Origin of the sequence: Nocardia sp. NPDC024068, assembly GCF_040638875.1 — a bacterium.
Classification (GTDB): domain Bacteria; phylum Actinomycetota; class Actinomycetes; order Mycobacteriales; family Mycobacteriaceae; genus Nocardia.
The window spans coordinates 1-21,790 of sequence record NZ_JBEZYU010000049.1; the positions used below are offsets into that span (position 1 = coordinate 1).

20 protein-coding genes and 1 pseudogene are annotated in these 21,790 nt (G+C 68.1%); 1 reads left to right on the forward strand and 20 read right to left on the reverse strand.

What is annotated here, in order from left to right; genetic code table 11:
- Positions 1 to 124 precede the first annotated feature (124 nt).
- The 16 genes and pseudogenes from AB0F41_RS25470 to AB0F41_RS25545 form a co-directional block, all read right to left on the reverse strand.
- Positions 125 to 619, reverse strand: coding sequence for a MarR family transcriptional regulator (locus AB0F41_RS25470; RefSeq protein ID WP_357427954.1), 495 nt, complete (start codon positions 617 to 619; stop codon positions 125 to 127).
- Between the two features lie 157 nt (positions 620 to 776).
- Positions 777 to 2,399: an NADH-quinone oxidoreductase subunit NuoN gene (gene nuoN, locus AB0F41_RS25475; RefSeq protein WP_357427956.1), complete on the reverse strand. Its 1,623-nt coding sequence runs from the start codon at positions 2,397 to 2,399 to the stop codon at positions 777 to 779.
- Positions 2,389 to 4,011, reverse strand: a complete 1,623-nt coding sequence (locus tag AB0F41_RS25480; RefSeq protein WP_357427958.1) for an NADH-quinone oxidoreductase subunit M — start codon at positions 4,009 to 4,011, stop codon at positions 2,389 to 2,391. The genes nuoN and AB0F41_RS25480 overlap by 11 nt, the downstream gene beginning before the upstream one ends.
- Positions 4,008 to 5,894, reverse strand: coding sequence for an NADH-quinone oxidoreductase subunit L (nuoL, locus tag AB0F41_RS25485; protein WP_357427960.1), 1,887 nt, complete (start codon positions 5,892 to 5,894; stop codon positions 4,008 to 4,010). The genes AB0F41_RS25480 and nuoL overlap by 4 nt, the downstream gene beginning before the upstream one ends.
- 1 nt (position 5,895) lies before the next feature.
- Entirely contained in the window at positions 5,896 to 6,195 is a 300-nt protein-coding gene (gene nuoK / locus AB0F41_RS25490) for an NADH-quinone oxidoreductase subunit NuoK (protein WP_357427962.1), read from the reverse strand.
- Positions 6,192 to 7,127 carry an NADH-quinone oxidoreductase subunit J gene (locus AB0F41_RS25495; protein ID WP_357427964.1) on the reverse strand — a complete coding sequence of 312 codons (936 nt, stop codon included), beginning with the start codon at positions 7,125 to 7,127 and terminating at the stop codon, positions 6,192 to 6,194. Before AB0F41_RS25495 ends, nuoK begins: the two co-directional genes overlap by 4 nt.
- Positions 7,124 to 7,732 carry an NADH-quinone oxidoreductase subunit NuoI gene (gene nuoI, locus AB0F41_RS25500; protein WP_357428028.1) on the reverse strand — a complete coding sequence of 203 codons (609 nt, stop codon included), beginning with the start codon at positions 7,730 to 7,732 and terminating at the stop codon, positions 7,124 to 7,126. The genes AB0F41_RS25495 and nuoI overlap by 4 nt, the downstream gene beginning before the upstream one ends.
- Positions 7,733 to 7,738: 6 nt before the next feature.
- Positions 7,739 to 8,941 (reverse strand): annotated as a pseudogene (gene nuoH, locus AB0F41_RS25505) (NADH-quinone oxidoreductase subunit NuoH); the annotation flags it as partial.
- Positions 8,934 to 11,399, reverse strand: coding sequence for an NADH-quinone oxidoreductase subunit G (locus AB0F41_RS25510; RefSeq protein ID WP_357427966.1), 2,466 nt, complete (start codon positions 11,397 to 11,399; stop codon positions 8,934 to 8,936). The pseudogene nuoH and the gene AB0F41_RS25510, both read right to left, overlap by 8 nt.
- The gene (gene nuoF, locus AB0F41_RS25515; protein ID WP_357427968.1) at positions 11,396 to 12,724 is read right to left on the reverse strand and encodes an NADH-quinone oxidoreductase subunit NuoF; all 1,329 of its coding nucleotides are present in this window, start codon (positions 12,722 to 12,724) and stop codon (positions 11,396 to 11,398) included. The genes AB0F41_RS25510 and nuoF overlap by 4 nt, the downstream gene beginning before the upstream one ends.
- Complete coding sequence (gene nuoE, locus AB0F41_RS25520; protein WP_357427970.1) at positions 12,721 to 13,440, reverse strand: NADH-quinone oxidoreductase subunit NuoE; 720 nt, start codon at positions 13,438 to 13,440, stop codon at positions 12,721 to 12,723. The genes nuoF and nuoE overlap by 4 nt, the downstream gene beginning before the upstream one ends.
- A 64-nt stretch (positions 13,441 to 13,504) precedes the next feature.
- Positions 13,505 to 14,881 carry an NADH-quinone oxidoreductase subunit D gene (locus AB0F41_RS25525; protein ID WP_357427972.1) on the reverse strand — a complete coding sequence of 459 codons (1,377 nt, stop codon included), beginning with the start codon at positions 14,879 to 14,881 and terminating at the stop codon, positions 13,505 to 13,507.
- Entirely contained in the window at positions 14,881 to 15,654 is a 774-nt protein-coding gene (locus AB0F41_RS25530) for an NADH-quinone oxidoreductase subunit C (RefSeq protein ID WP_357427974.1), read from the reverse strand. The genes AB0F41_RS25525 and AB0F41_RS25530 overlap by 1 nt, the downstream gene beginning before the upstream one ends.
- Complete coding sequence (locus tag AB0F41_RS25535; RefSeq protein WP_357231701.1) at positions 15,651 to 16,205, reverse strand: NADH-quinone oxidoreductase subunit B family protein; 555 nt, start codon at positions 16,203 to 16,205, stop codon at positions 15,651 to 15,653. The genes AB0F41_RS25530 and AB0F41_RS25535 overlap by 4 nt, the downstream gene beginning before the upstream one ends.
- A gap of 66 nt (positions 16,206 to 16,271) precedes the next feature.
- Complete coding sequence (locus AB0F41_RS25540; RefSeq protein WP_357427976.1) at positions 16,272 to 16,652, reverse strand: NADH-quinone oxidoreductase subunit A; 381 nt, start codon at positions 16,650 to 16,652, stop codon at positions 16,272 to 16,274.
- Between the two features lie 283 nt (positions 16,653 to 16,935).
- Complete coding sequence (locus tag AB0F41_RS25545; RefSeq protein ID WP_357427978.1) at positions 16,936 to 17,346, reverse strand: hypothetical protein; 411 nt, start codon at positions 17,344 to 17,346, stop codon at positions 16,936 to 16,938.
- Positions 17,347 to 17,428: 82 nt separating this feature from the next.
- Here AB0F41_RS25545 and AB0F41_RS25550 point away from each other — a divergent pair, with 82 nt between their 5' ends.
- Positions 17,429 to 17,833 (forward strand): NUDIX domain-containing protein, encoded by a 405-nt coding sequence (locus tag AB0F41_RS25550; RefSeq protein ID WP_357427980.1) that lies wholly within the window; start codon positions 17,429 to 17,431, stop codon positions 17,831 to 17,833.
- A gap of 41 nt (positions 17,834 to 17,874) precedes the next feature.
- Here AB0F41_RS25550 and AB0F41_RS25555 read toward each other — a convergent pair whose 3' ends face one another.
- From AB0F41_RS25555 to AB0F41_RS25570, 4 genes are read right to left on the reverse strand one after another with little or no spacing between them, the layout of a single operon-like run.
- A complete protein-coding gene (locus AB0F41_RS25555; RefSeq protein WP_357427982.1) occupies positions 17,875 to 18,465 on the reverse strand; it encodes an ATP/GTP-binding protein in 591 nt (196 codons plus the stop codon).
- 10 nt (positions 18,466 to 18,475) lie between these two features.
- Positions 18,476 to 18,850 carry a DUF742 domain-containing protein gene (locus AB0F41_RS25560; RefSeq protein ID WP_357427984.1) on the reverse strand — a complete coding sequence of 125 codons (375 nt, stop codon included), beginning with the start codon at positions 18,848 to 18,850 and terminating at the stop codon, positions 18,476 to 18,478.
- A 16-nt stretch (positions 18,851 to 18,866) separates the two neighbouring features.
- Complete coding sequence (locus tag AB0F41_RS25565; RefSeq protein WP_357427986.1) at positions 18,867 to 19,286, reverse strand: roadblock/LC7 domain-containing protein; 420 nt, start codon at positions 19,284 to 19,286, stop codon at positions 18,867 to 18,869.
- The gene (locus AB0F41_RS25570) at positions 19,287 to 21,671 is read right to left on the reverse strand and encodes a nitrate- and nitrite sensing domain-containing protein (RefSeq protein WP_357427988.1); all 2,385 of its coding nucleotides are present in this window, start codon (positions 21,669 to 21,671) and stop codon (positions 19,287 to 19,289) included.
- Between the last annotated feature and the right edge of the window lie 119 nt (positions 21,672 to 21,790).

Genomic DNA, 21,790 nt, shown 5'->3' on the forward strand with positions numbered 1-21,790 from the left:
GGCGTTGGCGACGATGGTGGTGCTGAGTAGCGCGGTGAACAGCGCGGCCAGCAGGCCGGTCATCGCTTCGAGGATCTGGCGATGGCTCATGGCGACCGGCTCGCGTGAGACCGGCGCCGCGGTATCAGTCGACATCGACTCTCTCTTCCGAATGTTTCTGGTGGTCGGCCGCGGCGCTGCGGCTGTCCCGTTCGATGAGGCGGCTCCGGAGCGTGTGCAGGATCTGCCGCGCGCGTTCCGCGTCGTCCTGGGTCCAGTCGGCCAGAACCTCCTGGAGGCCTCGGACCCGCGATTCGCGGATGCGGGCCAGGAGTTCGCGGCCGGCGGGGGAGACCTCGACGCGGGTGGCGCGGGCGTCGCTGGGATCGGTATTGCGCACCACATAGCCGTCGGAGACGAGCTCGCTGATGTGGCGGCTCATGGCCGAGGCGCTGATACCGATCTGGCAGGCGAGTTCGACCTGACGGCAGGGCCCCGCCATTTCCAGATTGACGAGGACACTGATTCCACCCGGCAGCAGGTTGCCCTCTTCGGGCTGTGCGAGAGACCGGCGCAATGCTCGACTGATCAGAAACAGTTCGTCGAGAACGCCCTGTGCGGTGTCGGGTGAAACGGCCATGTGGGCTCCAGAGATTGTTCAGTTGCTTGCGGTAATCAACTATATGTTTGTTGCTTTACCTAATCAACAATCTGGCGGTGTGCCGGTGACCACAGCCGACCAGCGCAAACGCGAAGACCCGGGTCCGCGAACCCGGGTCTTCGCGCTACGCGGCGGGTTACCGGACGAAGTGGCCCGCGCTGTCGGCCAGATTCAGCAGCGGCTGGGCCACGATGCCGAAGAACAGGGTCGCCGCGGCGGAGATACCGATCAGTGCCGTGGTGGCCGGCGGGACGGCGAGAACCGGCGGATCCGCGGGGGGATCGGTGAAGAACATCAGCACGATCACCCGGATATAGAAGAAGGCCGCCATGGCGCTGGCCAGGACACCGATCACGACCAGGAATCCCGCCTCGCCCGCGGCCGCGGCCTGGAACACCGCGAATTTCGCGACGAAACCGGCGGTGAGCGGGATACCCGCGAACGACAGCAGGAGCAACGCATAGGCGCCCGCGAGCCAGGGCGAGCGGCGGCCGAGACCGGCCCACCGTGACAATTCGGTGGCCTCGGTGCCGTCGGCTTCGCGTACGGTGCTCACGATCGCGAACGCGCCGAGGGTGCCGAGGGCGTAGACGGCCAGGTAGAAGAGGGTGGCCGAGGTACCCCGGTCATCCGCCGCGACCAGGGCGGTGAGCAGGAAGCCGGTATGCGCGATCGAGGAGTAGGCGAGCATGCGCTTCATATCGGTCTGTGTGATCGCCAGCACCGCACCGACCAGCATGGTGGCCACGGCGACCGCGGCGAGCACCGGGCGCCAGTCGGCGGCGATCCCGGGCACGCCGACCTGCAGGACCCGCAGCAGCGCGCCGAGGGCGGCGACCTTGGTGGCCGCGGCCATGAACGCGGTGACCGGGGTCGGGGCGCCCTGGTACACATCGGGCACCCAGGCCTGGAACGGCACGGCGCCGATCTTGAACAGCAGACCCACCGCCAGCATCGCCACCCCCAGCAGCGCCAGGGTCGGTTCGCCGGTCTCGGCCGCGAGGGCGTCGGCGATCCCGGTGAGCCGGACCGTCCCGGCCTGGCCGTACAGCAGGGCCACGCCGTACAGGAAGAACGCCGAGGAGAACGCACCGAGCAGGAAGTACTTCATCGCCGCTTCCTGCGAGAGGAGGCGACGCCGGCGGGCCAGCCCACACAGCAGATACAGCGGCAGGGAGAGCACCTCGAGCGCGACGAACATCGTGAGCAGATCATTGGCGGCGGGGAACAGCAGCAGCCCGCCCAGTGCCAGCATCAGCAGCGGGAACACCTCGGTGGGGGTGATACCCGCGGTCGCCGCGGACCGCTCGGTGGCGCTGCCGGGTACGGCGGAGGCCTGCGGGGTGAACGCGTCCATACCGTAGCCGGGCGCGGCGGCGGCGCGGCTCCAGGTGCCCGGACCCGAGCGCGGCCGGGGCAGCGGCCCGCGTTCCGCGGCGAAGGGTACGACCAGGATCGCGACGATCAGCATCGTCGCCTGCAGGAACAGGGTGACCCCGTCGACGGCGACCGCGCCGCCCACCGCGGTGGTGGAGGTACCGGCGAGCAGGATCACCGCCACCAGCGCCGCGGTCAGCCCGGCCATCGTCAGGGTGAGCTGGGTGGCATAACGCCGGGCCCGGGGGACGAAGGCGTCCACCAGAACTCCCAGTACGGCCGCGCCGAAGACCACGAGAATCGGTGCCAGGACGTGGTATTCGATACTCGGTGCCGGGATGGACGCGGCGAGGATCGCGCCTCCGGTCGGCTCAGCGCTCATGATGCACACCTCCGCTGTTCGCCGCCTCCGGCCGGGCCGGTACCGGTGGTGGTGGATCGGCACTTCCGATGGTGGTGAGGGTCTGATTCACGGCGGGATCGATGAAATCCAGCACCGGTTTGGGGTACAGGCCGAAGAAGATCAGTGCGGCGATGAGCGGCACCACCACCGCGAGTTCGCGCGGAACGAGGTCCCGGATGCGTTCGCTGCCCTCGGCCACCGGGCCGGTCATCATCCGCTGATACAGCCAGAGAACGTAGACCGCGGCCAGGACCAGGGCGGCCGACGCGATCACCGCGGCCACCTGATACCTGCTGAAGGTGCCGATCAGGACGAGGAATTCGCTGACGAACGGGGCCAGTCCGGGTAGCGACAGTGTCGCCAGGCCGGCGATGAAGAACGTTCCGGCCAGCACCGGCGCGACCTTCTGCACACCGCCGTAGTCGGCGATGAGCCGGCTGCCGCGCCGCGACACCAGGAAGCCCGCCACCAGGAACAGTGCCGCCGTGGACAGTCCGTGATTCACCATGTACAGGGTCGCGCCGGTCTGGCCCTGACTGGTCATGGCGAAGATGCCGAGCACGATGAATCCGAAATGCGAGATCGAGGTGTAGGCGATCAGCCGCATCACATCGGTCTGCCCGATGGCCAGCAGCGCGCCGTAGAGGATCCCGATCACGGCCAGCGTGATCACCAGCGGGGCGTAGGTGCGCGCGGCATCCGGGAAGAGCAGCAGGCAGTAGCGCAGCATGCCGAAGGTGCCGACCTTGTCCACCACGGCCATCATCAGGACCGCGCTGGCAGGTGTCGCGGCGACGGCGGAGTCCGGAAGCCAGGTGTGCAACGGCCACAGCGGGGCCTTCACCGCGAAGGCGAACAGGAATCCGAGGAACAGGGCGTTGAGGAGCGCGGGCGCGGCGCCGAGCTGCCCGGAGTTGGCGGCTTCCACCACCAGCCGCAGATCGAAGGTGCCCGCGCCGTCCGCTCCGAGATCCTGCTGGACGGTCAGGACGTAGAGCCCGATCACCGCCGCCAGCATGATCAAACCGCCGAGCAGGTTGTACAGCAGGAATTTCACCGCCGCCCGGGAACGCTGCCGGCGCACCTGCGCGTCGTCGGTGCGGGGTCCGAAGCCGCCGATGAGGAAGTACATCGGGATGAGCATGGCCTCGAAGAACACGTAGAACAGCAGGATGTCGAGCGAGACGAACGAGACCAGGACCATCGCCTCGACCAGCAGGGTGAGCGCGATATAGGTATGGGTCACCCGCTTCCCGGTGCCGACCTCGCGGTCGTCGTGCCATCCGGCCAGGACCAGCAGCGGTACCAGGCCCGCGGTGAGCAGCACCAGGACCAGCGCGATCCCGTCCACTCCGACGGTGTAACCGGCACCGAACGCCGGTATCCAGGTACGGGATTCGACGAATTGGAACTGCTCGCCCCCCGGCTGGAAGGCGGCGGCGATTCCGAGTGCCACCACGAAGGTGCCGATCGCGAACAGCAGGCCCAGCCAGCGGGCCGCCGCCCGTCCGGACGCGGGCAGTAGGAGTACGACCACCGCACCCACCACGGGAAGCAGCCACAGTATGGTCAACCAGGGCACGTCGCTCACCAGATCCTCACGGCCAGCAGGGCTGCGGCCACCAGGGCCGCGCCGGTGAACATGGACAGGGCATACGAACGGACGAAACCGGTCTGGATCCGGCGGAACCGCGCGGACACCCCGCCGATGACGGCGGCGGTGCCGTTGACGAGACCGTCGATTCCGCGGTTGTCGAGGAACACCAGCGACCGGGTCAGATGCCGGCCGGGTCGCATGAAGACCGCCTCGTTGACCGCGTCCCCGTACAGGTCGCGACGCGCGGCGACGGTCAGCGCGGTCACCGCCTCGGGGGCGGTCTCGGGGACTTCGGCGCGCGCGTACTGCCGGTACGCGACTCCTACGCCGACCGCGACCACCACCAGCGCGAGACCGGTGATCACCGGAACCGGCAACGCGGGCTCGCCGTGATGCTCGCCGACCACGGGCGCGAGCCAGTGCTGTAGTGAAGAACCCCACACGAATACCGCGCCGGCGCCGACCGACCCCAGGGCCAGCAGGATCATCGGGCCGGTCATGACCCCGGGTGATTCGTGCGGATGGGTATCCGGTTTCCAGCGCCGCCCGCCGAAGAAGGTCAGCAACATGACCCGGGTCATGTAGAAGGCGGTGAGCCCGGCGCCGAGCAGGGTCACGGTGCCCAGAATCGGTCCCGCGATACCGTCCGCGGCGAAGGCCGCCTCGATGATCCGGTCCTTGGAGAAGAAACCGGCGAACGGCGGCACCCCGATGATCGCGAGGTAGCCGAGACCGAAGGTGACGTAGGTGATCGGCAGCAGGGTGCGCAGCCCGCCGTAGCGTCGCATATCGGTTTCGTCGTCCATGGCGTGCATCACCGAGCCCGCGCCGAGGAACAGGCCCGCCTTGAAGAAACCGTGGGTCAGCAGATGCATGATGGCGACCGCGTACCCGGCAGGACCCAGACCGACGGCCAGGACCATATAACCGATCTGGCTCATGGTGGACGCGGCCAGCGCCTTCTTGATGTCGTCCTTGGCGCAGCCGATGATCGCGCCGAACAGCAGCGTCACCGCACCGACCACGACCACCGCCACCTGGGCGGTGGGTGCGAGGTTGTAGAGGGGGTTGGAGCGGGCGATCAGGTACACACCGGCGGTCACCATGGTGGCGGCGTGGATGAGCGCGGAAACGGGGGTCGGGCCCTCCATGGCGTCCCCGAGCCAGGACTGCAGCGGTACCTGGGCGGATTTACCGCAGGCCGCCAGCAGCAGGAACAGCCCGATGGCGGTGAGCGTTCCGTCGCTCGCGCCGGGCGCGGCGTCGAATACCGCGGTGAAATCGAGGGATCCGAAGGTCGCGAACATGACCATCATGGCCAGCGCCAGTCCCATATCGCCGACCCGGTTGACGACGAACGCTTTCTTGGCCGCCGTGGCCGCCGACGGTTTGTGATACCAGAATCCGATCAGCAGATAGGACGCCAGACCGACACCCTCCCAGCCCAGGTAGAGCACCAGGTAGTTGTTCGCCAGCACCAGCAGCAGCATGGCGGCGAGGAACAGGTTGAGGTAGGCGAAGAATCGGCGCCGGCCCGGATCGGTACTCATATAGCCGACCGAATAGATATGGATCAGTGAGCCCACACCGGTGATGAGTAGCGCGAAACAGATCGACAGCTGGTCCAGGCCCAGGCCGAAGTCGAGCTGTAGCCCGGCCACCGGAACCCAGCTGAACAGGTCGACGGCGACCGCGCGGTCGGCGTCGGCCCGGCCCAGCATCCCGAAGAACGCGAGCACGGCCACCACGAACGACGCCAGTGCGGCCACGGTGGCGAGCAGATGACCCCAGGCGTCGGCCCGGCGTCCGGTGAGCAGCAGTACGGCGGCGCCGGCCAGGGGCAGGGCGGGCAGCAGCCACAGCGATGCGGTATCCATCTCAGAACCGCAGCAGGTTGGCGTCGTCGACCGAGGTCGAGCGGCGGGCGCGGAAAATGGTGATGATGATGGCCAGGCCGACCACGACCTCGGCGGCGGCGACCACCATCGTGAAGAAGGCGAAGACCTGACCGTCCAGGTTCGCGTGCATCCGGGCGAAGGTGACGAACGCGAGGTTCACCGCGTTGAGCATCAGCTCGATGCACATGAACACGATGATCGCGTTACGCCGCAACAGGACTCCGGCCGCGCCGATGGTGAACAGCAGGGCGGATAGGAAAAGATAGTTCTCGGGGTTCACCGGGTACCTTCCTCATCGGCCGGGCGAGCGGTGGTGTGGCCGGCGCCGAGCGCCGCAGTGTCACCGGCGCCGAGCGCCGAACTGTGACCGGCGCCGAGCGCCGAACTGTGACCGGCGCCCGGCGCGGTGTCGCCGGTCGCCGGGGCGCCGACCGAGAGCACCGCGGCATCGGTGAGGGCCTGGGTGCGGCGATGGCGCAGGATGGTCGAGACCGATAGCTCTTCGAAGGATCCATCGGGGAGCCGGGCGGGTATATCGACGGCGTTGTGCCGGGCATAGACGCCGGGAGTGGGCAGCGGCGTCGGCCGGTGCCCGGCATCGCGGAACCGTCGCCGGGACAGCTCCCGCTGGCCGAGTTTCGGTCCGAAGTGTTCGCGGTGCGCGAGCAACATGGCGCCGATGGTGGCCGCGATGAGCAGGGCGCCGGTGAGTTCGAAGGCCCACACATAGCGGACGAAGATCAGCTCGGCGAGTTCGCCGATCACATCGCGGCCCGGAAAACCGGTGGCGGGGAATTCGATGCCGGAGCGCCGCACCCCGTGGGCGATACCGGTGCACAGCAGCAGCCCGAACCCGATACCCACCACCGCCGCGGCGATCCGCTGGCCGCGCAGGGTCTCCTTCAGCGATTCCGCGGAATCGACGCCCACCAGCATCAGTACGAACAGGAACAACATCATGACCGCGCCGGTGTAGACCACGATCTGCACCACCCCGAGGAACAGTGCGTCCTGGGCGATGTAGAACACCGCCAGCGTGATCATCGTGGCCGCCAGGCAGATGGCCGAATGAACGGCCTTGGCCGCGAACACCATACCGAGCGCGCCCAGCACCGCCAACGGCGCGAGGATCCAGAACTGCACCGCCTCACCGGTTCCCGTCTCGGTGAGGGGTGCGGCGGCGAGGAGGGCGGGCGAGGTGGCGAGTGTCATCGGAGACCTCCCTGGGCGGTATCCGCGGTCGGCCGTTCGGGGGTGCCCCGCACCCGGCCCAGGTAGTAGTCGGCCTCGGTGGTTCCCGGGGCCATGGCATGCGGCGGGGCCTGCATATCCGGCGCGAGCGGGGCGAGCAGCCGGTCCTTCTCGTAGATCAGATCGGCCCGGTTGTCATCGGTGAGCTCGTACTCGTTGGTCATGGTCAGGGCGCGGGTGGGGCAGGCCTCGATGCACAATCCGCAGCCGATACAGCGCAGATAGTTGATCTGATACACCTGCCCGTACCGCTCACCGGGAGAGAAGCGCTGCTCGTCGGTGTTGTCCGCGCCTTCGACGTAGATCGCGTCGGCCGGGCAGGCCCAGGCGCACAGTTCGCAGCCGATGCACTTCTCCAGCCCGTCGGGATGGCGGTTGAGCTGATGGCGGCCGTGGTAGCGCGGCGCGGTCGGGACCTTCTCCTCGGGGTAGAACTCGGTGTTCGGCTTCTTGAACATGGTGCGGAAGGTGACCGCGAAACCGGCCAGCGGTTCGAGGAGCCCGGGGGAGGAGGTGATGGTCGAGGTCTTCTCCGGTAGTGGCGGGGTTGGGAACCCCAGGAACACCTCAGTACCGCCGGACGACCTCGGCGCGGCACCGGGAGCCGGCAGATCGTCCTCGGGTCCGAACTCCGGCGCCCGTGCGGGTGCGTTCCCGGCCCGGAGGAACAGGCCGACCAGCAGCCCGGTGATCAGCAGCCCGCCGATCACCAGAATCGGGGTGGCGACGGGGTAGCCCTCGAGGTCGAGAACCCGGGCGGTGGCCACCACCATCACCCAAGCGAGCGAGGTCGGGATGAGCAGCTTCCAGCCCAGATTCATGAACTGGTCGTAGCGCAGGCGGGGCAGCGTACCGCGCAACCAGATGAATACGAACAGGAACATCCAGACCTTGGCGGTGAACCACAGCAGCGGCCACCAGCCCGAATTCGCGCCCTCCCACAGGTTGATCGGGAACGGCGCCCGCCAGCCGCCCAGGAACATGGTCGTCGCCAGCGCGGAGACGGTCGCCATGTTCACGTATTCGGCGAGCATGAACATCGCGAACTTCAGCGACGAGTACTCGGTGTGGAAACCACCGACGAGTTCTCCCTCCGCCTCCGGCAGATCGAAGGGCGCCCGGTTGGTCTCGCCGACCATCGAGATGCAGTAGATGAGGAACGAGGGCAGCAGCAGGAAGACGTACCAGGTGGGCTGCTGCGCGGCGATGATCCCGGAGGTGGCCATGGTGCCGCCGAGCAGGAAGACCGCCGCGAAGCACAGGGCCATGGCGATCTCGTAGGAGATCACCTGGGCGGTGGAGCGCAACCCCCCGAGCAGCGGGTACGTCGATCCCGACGCCCAGCCCGCGAGCACGATCCCGTACACCCCGATCGAGGTGACCGCCAGGATGTACAGCACGCCCACCGGCAGATCGGTCAGCTGCAGGGCGGTGTTCTGCCCGAAAACCGAGACCTCCGGCCCGAACGGGATGACCGCGAAGGCCAGCACGGCGGATACCACCGAGATGATCGGGGCGAGTACGAAAATCGGCTTGTCGACGATCGCGGGGACGATATCTTCCTTGAACGCCATCTTCACGCCGTCGGCGGCGCTCTGCAGCAGCCCCTTGGGGCCCACCCGGTCGGGGCCGACGCGCATCTGCATCCAGGCCACGACCTTACGTTCCACCAGCACGCCGAACAGCACGGTCAGCAGGAGGAATACGAAGATGGCCACAGCCTTGGCGGCGACCAGCCACAGCGGGTCGAGGCCGAAGAGGGACAGGTCATACATGATCGGATGCCTCCGTCCGAGGGTCGGCGCGCCGCACCGTGACGACACTGCCCGGCCCGGCGCCGAGATCGGTGTAGAGCGCGCAGCCGGGTGAGTTCATCGGCAGCCAGACCACCCGGTCCGGCATCTCGGTGACCTCCGCGGGCAGGGTGACGGTGCCGTATTCGGTGCCGACGGTCACCGGGTCGCCATCGGCCGCACCCGCTTCGGCGGCGGTGGCGGCCGACAGCCGCAGCACCGGCTGCCGGGCGATACCCGCCAGGTTGGGCTCACCGTCCTGCATACGGCCGCGATCCAGCAGCATCCGCCAACCGGCCAGGACCGCCCTGCCCGGACCGGCCGTGGCCGCCGGTGCGGCCGGATACCGCGGCGGTGCGGCGGTCGCGCCGGTCCAGGGGCCGAGCCGGTCGAGTTCGGCGCGCACGGTCGCGGAATCGGGCGCGCCGAGTGCGAATCCCATCTCCGCGGCGAGGCTGTGCAGGACCCGCTGGTCGGACAGCGGTGCGGCGGTGCGGCGCACGGTGTTGTCGGTCAGCGCCGCCGCGAACGGCCGGGGCCGGCCCTCCCAGGTACGGAAGGTGCCGGACTTCTCCGTCGCCGTCGCCACCGGGAACACCACGTCGGCCGATGCCGTGACCTCGCTGTGCCGCTGCTCCAGCGAAACCACGAAATCCGCTGTCCTCAGCGCGGCCCGGGCGGCGACGGGGTCGGGCATATCGGCGAGTTCCACACCGCCGACGAGGAAGGTGCCCCCGGTTTCGGCGCCCGCCAGCATCGCACCGATATCGCGGCCGGGCTCGGCGGGCAGGTCGGAGATGTTCCACACTTCGCAGACCTGTCGGCGGGCTTCGGGGTCGCTGAGTGGGCGCCCGCCGGGTAGCAGCGCCGGCAGCGCTCCCGCTTCCACCGCACCGCGTTCACCCGCACGTCGCGGCACCCAGGCCAGTGCCGCGCCGGTCTGGGCCGCGAGCCGGGCCACCGCCGACAGTGCGCCGGGGGCCGCCGCCAGCCGTTCCCCGGCCAGGATGACGGCACCGGGTTCGCGCAGCAACCGTGCCAAGGTCTCGGGTCCGGGGGTCATTCCGGGGGATTCGAGGGTGCCGAGGATCTGCGCCTCGGCACCGGGCACCGCCGGCACGAGCGTGCCCGACATCCGTACCAGCCCACGGGAGGCGAACGCGGCGAGGGAGAAGATCGGCAGACCGCCGGTGCGTGCCGCCTTCCGCAACCGCAGATAGACGATGGGGGACTCCTCCTCCGGCTCGAAGCCGGCGAGCAGCACCACCGGAGCGGTGGCGAGGCTTTCGTAGCTCACCGCGTCGGTATGGCCCGCCACCCAGGCGCCCAGGAATTCGGCCTCTTCCGCGGAATGGGCCCGGGCCCGGAAATCGATATCGTTGGTGCCCAGCACCACCCGGGCGAATTTGGCGTAGGTGTAGGCCTCTTCCTCGGTGATCCGCCCGCCGGGCAGTACCGCTGTCCTGCCGTTGCCGGCGCGCAGGCCGCGCGCGGCCGCGGCCAGCGCCTCCGACCACGAGCAGGGCGCCAGCTCACCGTCCGGCCCACGCAATAGGGGGGTGGTGATGCGGTCGGGCTCGGTGGCGTAGGCGAAGGCCCACCGGCCCTTGTCGCAGTTCCATTCCTCGTTGACCTGTGGATCGTCACCGGCCAGCCGCCGCAGCACCTTGCCGCGGCGATGGTCGGTGCGCTGGGCGCAACCGGAAGCGCAGTGCTCGCAGATATTCGGACTGGACACCAGGTCGAAGGGGCGGGCCCGGAACCGGTAGCTGGTGCCGGTGAGCGCGCCGACCGGGCAGATCTGGACGGTGTTCCCGGAGAAGTAGGAGTCGAGCGGTTCGTGCTCGGCCGTGCCGACCTGCTGCAGGGCGCCGCGGTCGAGCAGTTCGATGAACGGATCGCCGGCCACCTGCTGGGAGAAGCGGGTGCACCGGGCGCACAGCACACAGCGCTCGCGATCCAGCAGCACCGCGCTGGACAGCGGAATCGGCTTCTCGAATGTACGTTTCACACCCTCGAACCGGGTTTCCGTGCGGCCCGTGGACATCGCCTGGTTCTGCAGCGGGCATTCGCCGCCCTTATCGCAGACGGGGCAGTCCAGCGGATGATTGATCAACAGCAGTTCCATCACGCCCTGCTGGGCCTTCGCCGCGGCCTCCGAACTCAGCTGGGTCCGCGCCACCATGCCCTCGGTGACCGGCATGGTGCAGGAGGCCACCGGTTTACGCTGGCCCTCCACGTCCACCAGGCACTGCCGGCACGCGCCCACCGGCGCGAGCAGCGGATGATCGCAGAACCGCGGGATCTGCACCCCGATCAGTTCGGCGGCACGGATCAGCAGGGTGCCGGGCGGCACACTGACGGTCGTCCCGTCGATGGTGAGGGTGACCAGATCGGCCGGCTGCAGATCGGCGGAATCGGAGCGAACGGTGGCTGTCATCGGTTTCCCTCTCCGGCCGCGGATCCGGCCCAGGCGGTCGCGCGGGCGGGATCGAAGGGGCAGCCACCCTGTTCCAGATGGGTGATGTACTCGTCGCGGAAGTACTGCATCGAGGAGACGATGGGACTGGCCGCGCCGTCACCGAGCGCGCAGAAGGATTTGCCGTTGATGTTGTCGGCGATATCCAGCAGTTTGTCGAGATCGGCGGGTGTGCCCACTCCGGACTCCAGCCGGGTGAGCAACTGCACCAGCCAGTACGTGCCCTCCCGGCACGGGGTGCACTTACCGCAGGATTCGTGGGCGTAGAACTCGGTCCAGCGGAGTACGGCCCGGACCACGCAGGTGCTGTCGTCGAAGATCTGCAGCGCCTTGGTGCCCAGCATGGAACCGTTGGCCATGACGTTCTCGTAGTCCAGGGGGACATCGAGGTGCTCGGCGGTGAACAAGGGCGTGGACGAGCCGCCCGGGGTCCAGAACTTCAGGTCGTGTCCGGCGCGGACGCCGCCCGCGTAGCCGAGCAGCTCCCGCAGGGTGATGCCCAGCGGCGCTTCGTATTGGCCGGGCCGGGCGATATGCCCGGACAGCGAGTACAGGGTGAAGCCGGGAGATTTCTCGCTGCCCATGGACCGGAACCAGGTGGTGCCGTGCCGCAGGATCGGCGGAACGCTGGCGATGGATTCCACGTTGTTCACCACCGTCGGACTGGCGTACAGCCCGGCGACCGCCGGGAACGGTGGCCGCAACCGGGGCTGTCCCCGCCGGCCTTCGAGGGAATCGAGCAGTGCCGTTTCCTCGCCGCAGATATAGGCACCGGCACCGGCGTGCACGATGAGTTCGAGATCGAAACCCGATCCGAGAATATCGCGGCCCAGCAGCCCGGCGGTGTAGGCCTCGGCCACCGCGGCCTGCAGCCGGCGTAGTACGGGCACCACCTCACCGCGCAGATAGATGAACGCGTGCGCGGCGCGGATCGCGTAGGCGGCGATGATCACGCCCTCGATCAGCGCGTGCGGATCGGCCAGCAGCAGGGGAATATCCTTGCAGGTCCCCGGTTCGGACTCGTCGGCGTTGACCACCAGATAGTGCGGCTTCACCGTGCCGTCCGGTTCGGGATCCTGGGGGATGAACCCCCATTTCATCCCGGTCGGGAAACCGGCGCCGCCGCGGCCGCGTAACCCGGCGTCCTTCACCGTGGCGATCACTTCGTCGGGTGTCATACCGAAGGCCACCGGCAGCGCGTCGTAGCCGCCGTGGGCGCGGTAGGTGTCGAGGGTCCACGATTTCGGCAGGCCCCAGTGTTTGCTCAGCACGGGCGTCAGCGTCATGGCATACCGTCCTCGGCCGAGTCGGCGACCTCGGGTGCGCGCAGACCCTGGTCGCGTGCGATCTCCAGGCCGGCCAGCGTCGGGGTGCCGGGCTCCCCGTCCAGGACACCGGGGCGGGTGTCGGGGAACCCGGCCAGGACCCGGGCCGTCTCCCGGAAGGTGCACAGCGGCGCACCCCGGGTCGGGGTGACCTTGTGCCCGGCCCGCAGGGCATCCACCAGCGCCCGCGCCGACTCCGGGGTCTGGTTGTCGAAGAACTCCCAGTTCACCATGACCACCGGTGCGTAATCGCAGGCCGCGTTGCATTCGATGTGCTCGAGGGTGACCGCGCCGTCGGCGGTGGTGTCGCCGTGCCCGATTCCCAGATGGGAGCGCAGCGCGGCGAATATCGCGTCGCCGCCGAGGACGGCGCACAGGGTGTTGGTGCACACACCGACGTGATAATCGCCGGTGGGGGTCCGCCGGTACATGGAGTAGAAGGTGGCCACGGCGGTGACCTCGGCGGCGGTGAGCCCGAGCAACTCGGCGCAGAACCCGATGCCGCTACTGCTGACGTGGCCCTCCTCCGACTGCACCAGATGCAGCAGCGGCAACAGGGCCGATCGGGGCTGGGGATACCGGCCGATGATCTCTTTGGCGTCCGGTTCCAGCCGGGCCCGGACCTCGGCCGGATACGGCTGCGGGCGCGTGCTCAGGCGCAACAGGATCTCGGTCAACGGTCCTCCTTCGAAGGCGGTGCGTACGGTCCGCGGAGGCCGAAGCGAGGGCGGCGGGATCGCCTCATCGGTCCACACCGCCCATCACGGGATCGATACTGGCGACGGCCGCGATCACATCGGCGACCATGCCGCCTTCACAGGTGGCCGCGACGGCCTGCAGATTGGTGAACGAGGGATCGCGATAGTGCACGCGATAGGGGCGGGTGCCGCCGTCGCTGACCATATGCACCCCGAGTTCCCCGCGCGGCGATTCCACCGCCTCGTAGACCTGCCCCGGCGGTACCCGCATACCTTCGGTGACCAGCTTGAAGTGATGGATGAGCCCCTCCATCGAGGTGCCCATGATCTTGCCGATATGCCGCGGTGAGTTGCCGAGGCCGTCGTCCCCCAGGGTCAGATCCGCGGGCCAGGCGATCTTCTTGTCCGACACCATCACCGGCCCCGGCCGCAGCCGGTCCAGGCATTGCTCCACGATCTTCAGCGATTCCTTCATCTCCTCGATCCGGATCAGGTACCGGCCGTAGCAGTCGCAGGTATCGGTGGTGGGGACCGCGAATTCGTAGGTGTCGTACCCGCAGTAGGGCATCGCCTTGCGCAGGTCGTGCGGCAGGCCCGTGGACCGCAGCACCGGGCCGGTGACCCCGAGGGCGATACAGCCGGTGAGGTCGAGATAGCCGATGTCCTGGGTGCGGGCCTTGAAGATCGGGTTGTGGGTGAGCAGATGCTCCATATCGCGCAGACGTTTCGGCATCAGCTCGAGCAGTTCCCGTACCTTGGTGACGCCGTTGTCCGGGAGGTCCTGGGCGATCCCGCCCGGCCGGACGAAGGCGTGATTCATCCGCAGCCCGGTGATCGTCTCGAAGACGTCGAGAATCAGTTCCCGTTCCCGGAAACCGAACAGCATGGGGGTAAGAGCACCCAATTCCATTCCGCCGGTGGCCAGGGCCACCAGATGCGACGAGATGCGATTGAGTTCCATGAGCAGCACCCGGATCACGGTGGCGCGTTCGGGAATATCGCCGGTGATGCCGAGCAGCCGCTCCACGGCGAGGCAGAAGGCGGTCTCGTTGAAGAACGGCGACAGATAGTCCATCCGGGTGACGAAGGTGACGCCCTGCGCCCAGGTCCGGAATTCGAGATTCTTCTCGATTCCGGTGTGCAGGTAGCCGATTCCGCAGCGGGCCTCCACCACGGTCTCGCCCTCGATCTCCAGGATGAGACGGAGTACGCCGTGGGTGGACGGATGCTGCGGGCCCATATTGACGACGATGCGTTCCTCGCCCGCGCCGCGCAGCGCGTCGGCCACCTCGTCCCAGTCCTGTCCCGCGACAGTGATCGCGGGGGTCGTGGTCTCGTCGTGTCCGCCGCCGGGCGGCGGTGCGGGTTCCTCGTGGCCGGGCCCACCGGTGACCCCGGGCCGGGTATCGATCTCGCTCATCAGCTGTACGCCCTCCGCTCATCGGGCGGCGGAATGCGCGCGCCCTTGTACTCCACCGGGATCCCGCCGAGCGGGTAGTCCTTGCGCTGCGGGTGTCCGCGCCAGTCGTCGGGCATCATGATGCGGGTCAGCGACGGGTGCCCGTCGAAACGGATACCGAAGAAGTCGTAGGTCTCCCGCTCGTGCCAATCGCAGGTCGGATACACCCGGTACAGCGACGGAATACGGGGATCGGTATCCGGTGCGGCCACCTCGAGCCGAATACGACGCCCGTGGGTGATGGAATTCAGGTGATAGACGGCGCGCAGTTCGCGACCGGTGTCGTCGGGGTAGTGGACTCCGCTCACGCCGAGGCACAGTTCGAAACGCAGTGCCGGGTCGTCGCGCAGGGCCCGGGCCACCGCCACCAGATGGTCGCGGCGCACATGCAGCGTGAGTTCACCGCGATCGGCCACGATTTTCTCGATCGCGGCGTCGAATCCGGCGCCGGAGCCGAGGGCGCCGCGCAGCAGTGCGATCCCCTCGTCGAACCAGCTACCGTAGGGCGGCGCGCTGCCGCCGGGCAGGGCGACCTCATGCACCAGCCGGCCGTATCCGGAGGTGTCGCCGCTGCCGGCGATTCCGAACATGCCCCGGCGCACGCCGATCACCTCGTCGTGGGGACCCACCGGCTGTTCCGGCTCCACGGCCCGGCTGTCGGTCGACCGGGAGCGCTCGGCGCGCGTGGAATCGGAGCGCTCGGCGCGCGTGGATTCCGGACGCTCGGCGCTCATCGCAGCAACCCCTCCATCCGGATCGTCGGCGTCGCCGCGAGCGCCGCCTGCTCCGCCGCGCGTATGGCCTCGACCCGGTTCACCCCCATGGGTGTCTCCTGGATCTTGGCGTGCAGGGCCAGGATCGCGTTGAGCAGCATCTCGGGTCGCGGTGGACAGCCGGGCAGGTAGATATCCACCGGGACCACGTGGTCGACGCCCTGCACGATCGCGTAGTTGTTGAACATCCCGCCCGAGGAGGCGCAGACGCCCATGGCCAGTACCCATTTCGGCTCGGTCATCTGGTCGTAGACCTGGCGCAGTACCGGCGCCATCTTCTGGCTGACCCGGCCGGCCACGATCATCAGATCGGCCTGCCGTGGTGAGGCGCGGAAAACCTCCATCCCGAAGCGCGCCGAATCGAATCGGCCGCCACCGGTGGCCATCATCTCGATGGCGCAGCAGGCCAGGCCGAAGGTGGCCGGCCATACCGACCCTTTTCGCATATACCCCGCCATGGCTTCGACCGTGCTGAGCACGAAACCGCTGGGCAGTTTCTCTTCCAAACCCATGTCCGACTACTCCCTGGGTCTACGACTCGCGCCTCGGCGCGGGTACGGCTGATCGGAGGTGCGCGGCTAGTCCCAGCTCAGGCCGCCGCGCCGCCATTCATAGGCGTAGGCGACCGAGACGTTGACGATGAACAGCGCCATCGCCACCAGGCCGAACACCCCGAGCGCATCGATATGGACCGCCCACGGGTAGAGGAACACGATCTCGATATCGAAGATGATGAATAGCATTGCGGTGAGGTAGTACTTCACCGGAAAGCGTTGTCCGGTAATACTTCCCGCGCCGCCGGCCGTGGCATGCGGTGTCGGTTCGATACCGCATTCGTAGGCCTGTAGTTTTGCGCGGTTGTAGCGCTTGGGGCCGATCAGGCCGGCGATCAGGACCGAGATCACCGCGAACGCGGCGGCGACGGCGCCGAGAACCAGTATCGGCAGTTCGGTGTTCACGACTGCGCTTCCCCTCCTTGCGAACTGGAACCCCGCGGCGGTTGCCGCCGGATTCCGCGAACGGGGCCGGGCGGTCGATGGGTACGGCCCGCGCCGCCGGATCGTCCCCGGAAATCGAGATCGGGCTGGGGGACCAATCGGCGCCGCGGGTTATATGTCATCTCCCGCGCTCATGTGAGCTACAGCACAGCCTACAACTGTTACGCCAGCGCCAACGCGGTTTCGGGGGCCGCTTTGATCGAATTCGGGACTGAGATTTATGAGCGAAAGAACGTAATCGAACTCACACGACCGCGCGGCGGCGCAGTACCTCGACCACGATCTCGGTGAGTCGCAACGGGTCGATCGGATGCGTGGCGACCGCCTCGGCCCGGGACCAATTCGCCAGCCAGGCATCATCGGCGCGGCCGGTGAGCACGACCAGCGGCGGGCAGTCACCGATCTCGTCCTTGAGCTGTTTGGCCAGACCCATCCCGCCGACGGGAGTGGATTCGCCGTCCAATACCGCGAGATCGACGGCCCCGGCGTCCATCCGCTCCAATACCACCGGGGCAGTGGCCACTTCGAGGTACTCCAGCGGGGGTAGATCAGGGTGCGGGCGCCGTCCCAGCGCCGTCATCACCTGGTTCCGGGTGTCGGCGTCGTTGCTGTAAACCAGGACCCGCAGCGCGGCGGGAGGATTCGCATCGGCCACGTCCGCATGGTACGTCCGCGATCGCGTGGTTCGTGGCACCTTGGCCGAGATGGGTCCGCGACCGTGTCGGTACGATGCCGGCGTGACGGAGGAGCGGGTCGGCGAACTCATCGATACGGTCGCCTGGGTACTGATCGTGGAGGGGCGGATTCTGTGTGCCCGGCCGCGAGGTAAGGATGTGTTCTTCATCCCGGGCGGGAAGCGTGAGCCCGGCGAAACCGATCGGCAGACGCTGCTCCGGGAGGTCACCGAGGAGCTCACGGTCACGCTGCTCCCCGGCACGGTGGAACCTGTGGGCGTCTACGAAGCGCTGGACGGCGCGGCGCTGGTCCGGATGAGCTGCTACCGGGCGGACTATCACGGGACGCTGACCGCGAGCAGTGAGATCGCCGAATTGGCCTGGTTCGGGTACGGCGACCGACCCCGGGTGCCGCCGGTGGACCGGCTCTTGTTCGACGAACTGCACGCCGCCGGGCTGCTGCCCTGAGCGCTGCGGCGGCGGGGCCGTGCGACCGGCCCCGCCACTGATCAGCTCTGTTTGGTGGTGAGATTCGGCCGGGTCGCCCGGTCGATGAGATGCTCGATCAGGCTGAGCAGCACATTCTTCGCCGAGACCCGGTCGCGGGCATCGCACAGCATCACCGGGATGGCCGCTTCCAGGTCGAGCGCGTCGCGCACCTCGTCGATGGTGTAGCGCGGTGCCTCGTCGAAACAGTTCACCGCGATCAGGAAGGGCAGGCCGCGCCGCTCGAAATAATCGATAGCGGCGAAGGAGTTGCCCAAACGGCGCGTATCGGCCAGCACCACGGCTCCGAGCGCACCGCGCGCCAATTCGTCCCACAGGAACCAGAAGCGGTCCTGCCCGGGCGTCCCGAACAGGTACAGCACCAGGTCCTTGTCGATCGTGATGCGACCGAAGTCGAGTGCGACGGTGGTGGTCGTCTTGGATTCGACACCGGACAGATCGTCGATCCCCGTACTGAGTTCGGTGATCATCTCCTCGGTGCGCAGCGGCGGGATCTCGCTGATCGAGGCCACCATGGTGGTCTTGCCGACGCCGAAACCACCAGCGATGAGGACCTTCACCGACGCAGCAAGAGCCGGCGCCCCGGGGTCCATCCGGGCAGGGTCAAATTTTTCGGATTCCATCCAGTACCGCTCGCAATATGTTGAAGTCGCCGGGACCGGACTCCATCTGCACCGGAGCCCGGAAGATCAGATGGCCGTCACCGATCAGATCTCCGACGAGAATCTTGGTCACCGCCAGCGGCAGTTTCAAGGCGGCTGCCACCTCCGCCACGGTTTGTGCTTCCGTGCACAGGTGCACGATATCGATGTATTCGGGTTCACTGCGGCGCAACGGCGGGGCTCCCCGGGCTTTGACCACGACAGTGAGCATATCCAGATCGTGGCCCGCACCCATGGTGCGGCCCCGGGTGATGGCATACGGCCGCACCAGAGGTCCGGCGTCGTCATCGAACCAGGGATCCCGTGTACCGGTCATCGCGGTGCCGCTGTTCTCACGGTTGCGGTGTATCGGCCCCGGTTCCGCTGCGGGAACTGGTCGAGAGATGACTGCCCACCCGCTGCACGGTCAGATTCATTTCGTAGGCGACCATCCCCAGATTGGCGTCCGCGGCCGCCTGCACCGCGATGCAGGCGTTGTCTCCGGCGGAGGTGACGAACAGGACCGCCCGGTCGAGTTCGATCACCGCCTGTCGTACGTTCCCGCCTTCGAACCGGGCGCCCGCGCTGCGGGCCAGTCCGTGCAGGGTGGACGACATCGCCGCGAAGTGCTCGGCTTCGGTGCGATCCATTTTCGAGGAGTGGCCGAGCAGCATTCCGTCGGTGGACAGTACGACCGCCAGCCGGACCCCCGCGAGTCGCTCGACGAGGTCGTCGAGCAGCCAGTTCAGATCACCTTGAGTGGAAGTGGACACTTAGCCTTCCTGTTCATCCGGGGACGCGCCGTCCGATGTCGGGCTCCCGGAATCCGCGCCCGGCAGAGGCCTGCGGCCCTGCCGGGTGCCGTTTTCGATCGCCGCCATCAGGTCTCGGGCCTGATCGGCCGAGCGTGGCCGCGTCGTCGCGTCCTGCGTGGCTCCCGAATCTTCCGGTAGCGGTGCGACTTTAGCCTGCCTGGTACGGCGTGGTAAAGCCGGACGACCGTCGGGCAGCACTTCCGGTTCGGTGGTGGTCTCCGCGGGGCCGGTGACGGGCGCCGCGGGGCCGGCGGTATCGACTGCCGGTGGCGCGCTCGGCGCGGCCGGGAGGGGTGCGCCGGGGACCGTTCGCGGACGGTCCTCGACGAGGGTCGCAGTGGCAACGCCCTCGGCGGCGGGTTCGCTGCCGTCGTCCGGACCCGGTGGCACGGCCCTGGGCAATCCGGTGAGCGGAGTGGTCTCCTCCGCGGGATCGGTGAGCAGTCCCGCCGGGACGATGACCACGGCGCGTACGCCGCCGTACTCCGATTCCCAGAGCCGCACCGAGATGCCGTGGCGGCCGGCCAGCTGCGCGACCACGAAGATGCCCAGGCGGGAATCGCTCTGTAGCGAGGCGACCTCGAAGTTCGGCGGGCTGTCGAGCAGATCGTTGAGGCGTTCGCGGGTGTCCTCGGGTATCCCCATGCCCTGGTCGGTGATCTCCACGGCCACGCCCTTGCCGATCACCGATCCGGTGACCTGTACCCGTGACTGCGGCGGCGAGAAGGAGGTCGCGTTGTCGACGAGTTCGGCGAGCAGATGGATGAGATCACCCACCGCGCCCCCGGCGACGCGCATTTCGGGCAGCCGGGCCAGGCGCACCCGGGTGTAGTCCTGAGTTTCGCCGACCGCGCTGCGCACCAGATCCACCAGGGGCACCGGAGCGCGCCACTGGCGGCCCGGTTTGCCGCCGCCGAGAACGGTGAGGTTCTCGGCGTTGCGGCGTTCCCGGGTGGCGAGGTGGTCGAGTTTGAACAGGATGTCCAGCATGGCCGGATCCTCTTCGCGCCGCTCGGCCTCGTCGAGGATCTCCAGTTGCTTGTGGACCACGATCTGACTGCGATGCGCGATGTTGAGGAAGATCGACTTGACGCCCTCCTGGGTGCGGGCCTCGGTGATGGCGGCGGTGACCGCCACCGCGTGCGCGTGTTCGAAGGCGGTGGCCACCGCACCCAGTTCGTCGTGTCCGAAATCGAGCTTCGCGGCGGCCTCGGATTCGTCGATGGCCTCCCCGCCACGGAGGCGGGTGAGCATATCGGGCAGCCGTTCGTCGGCGAGCGCCAAGGTGTGGTCGCGCAACCGGACCAGGCGGTGGATGAACCGGTTGGCCAGGACCAGGGAGATGCCGAACGCCGCGGCGGAGATCACCAGCACGGCGAGTCCGATGAGCAGCGACTGGGTCGTGGTGCGCGACGCCGCGTCCAGCGAGGTCTGCTGCATGACATGGTTCTGGTCGTCCCACAGTTCGAGCATTTCGTGGTTGACGTGATCGGCGGCGGCCTGCCAGGACGCGAGCTGCGCGGGCGGCAGGGCAGCCGAGTTCTCGCCGGACTCCGCACCGGGCACGCTGCGGCCGATGAGGCTGTTCTCCGTGCGCACCAGCTGCTGCCACTGTGGGCTGCTGAGGAGATTGCGCAGCCGTTCGGCGGGTTCGGCGTCGAGTTCGGCGGCCATCAGGGCCGTTTCGGTGTGGTAGAAGCCGGTCTGCTGGAAGTACTCCTCGGGCAGGGCCACCGGCCGTCCGGTGCGCAGTGCCGCCCCCGCCAGGCCGTGGCTGCGGGAGGTCGCCTCGAGCAGGTGCATGATGCGGGTCGACAGGGTGAGCTGGGTGGCCGACTCCGCATCGGGCGCGAAGGAACGGGACAGGTGCGCGCCTACCGACAATGCGTCCAGGAGACGCGCGTAGAACGTGTAGGCGTCGCCCGGCGACACCGTCCGGGCGTCGACCGCGGTACGGATGTTGCCGAGCTGCTGGATGAGGGTGTTGAAGGATCCGACATCGTCGGAGATCTCGTCCGGTTGCAGGTCTCGCAGCCGCTGGGCGGAGTCGACCAGGCCACGCAGGGCCTGCTCGCTGTTGGGCCGCACCGCGGCCAGCGCGGCCGCAGCCTCCGGATCACCCGATAAGTAGGTGAGCGTGAGGCGGCGTTCGTTCTGGACGATCTCGTACACCGTGCGGGTGGGTCCGGAGGCTTCCCGCATCGCTTCGGTCACCTGCCGGTCGTGCTGTCCCTGGTCGATCAGATAGCCCGTCGCACCCACACCGACCACCAACAGGGTCAGGCTCGGGATGAGTGCGATGGCCAGGATCCGGGCGCGGACACCGAGCCTCGCTCTGAACATCGCAACAAAGTAGCCGCTGGGGGCCCGAAGTGCACCTCGAATCCCATTGAACAGGACTCTTTTTGACACCGAGTCGGGAATGTGACGCGCGGTGGGTGTCGAGGGGCGGCGTCAGTGGG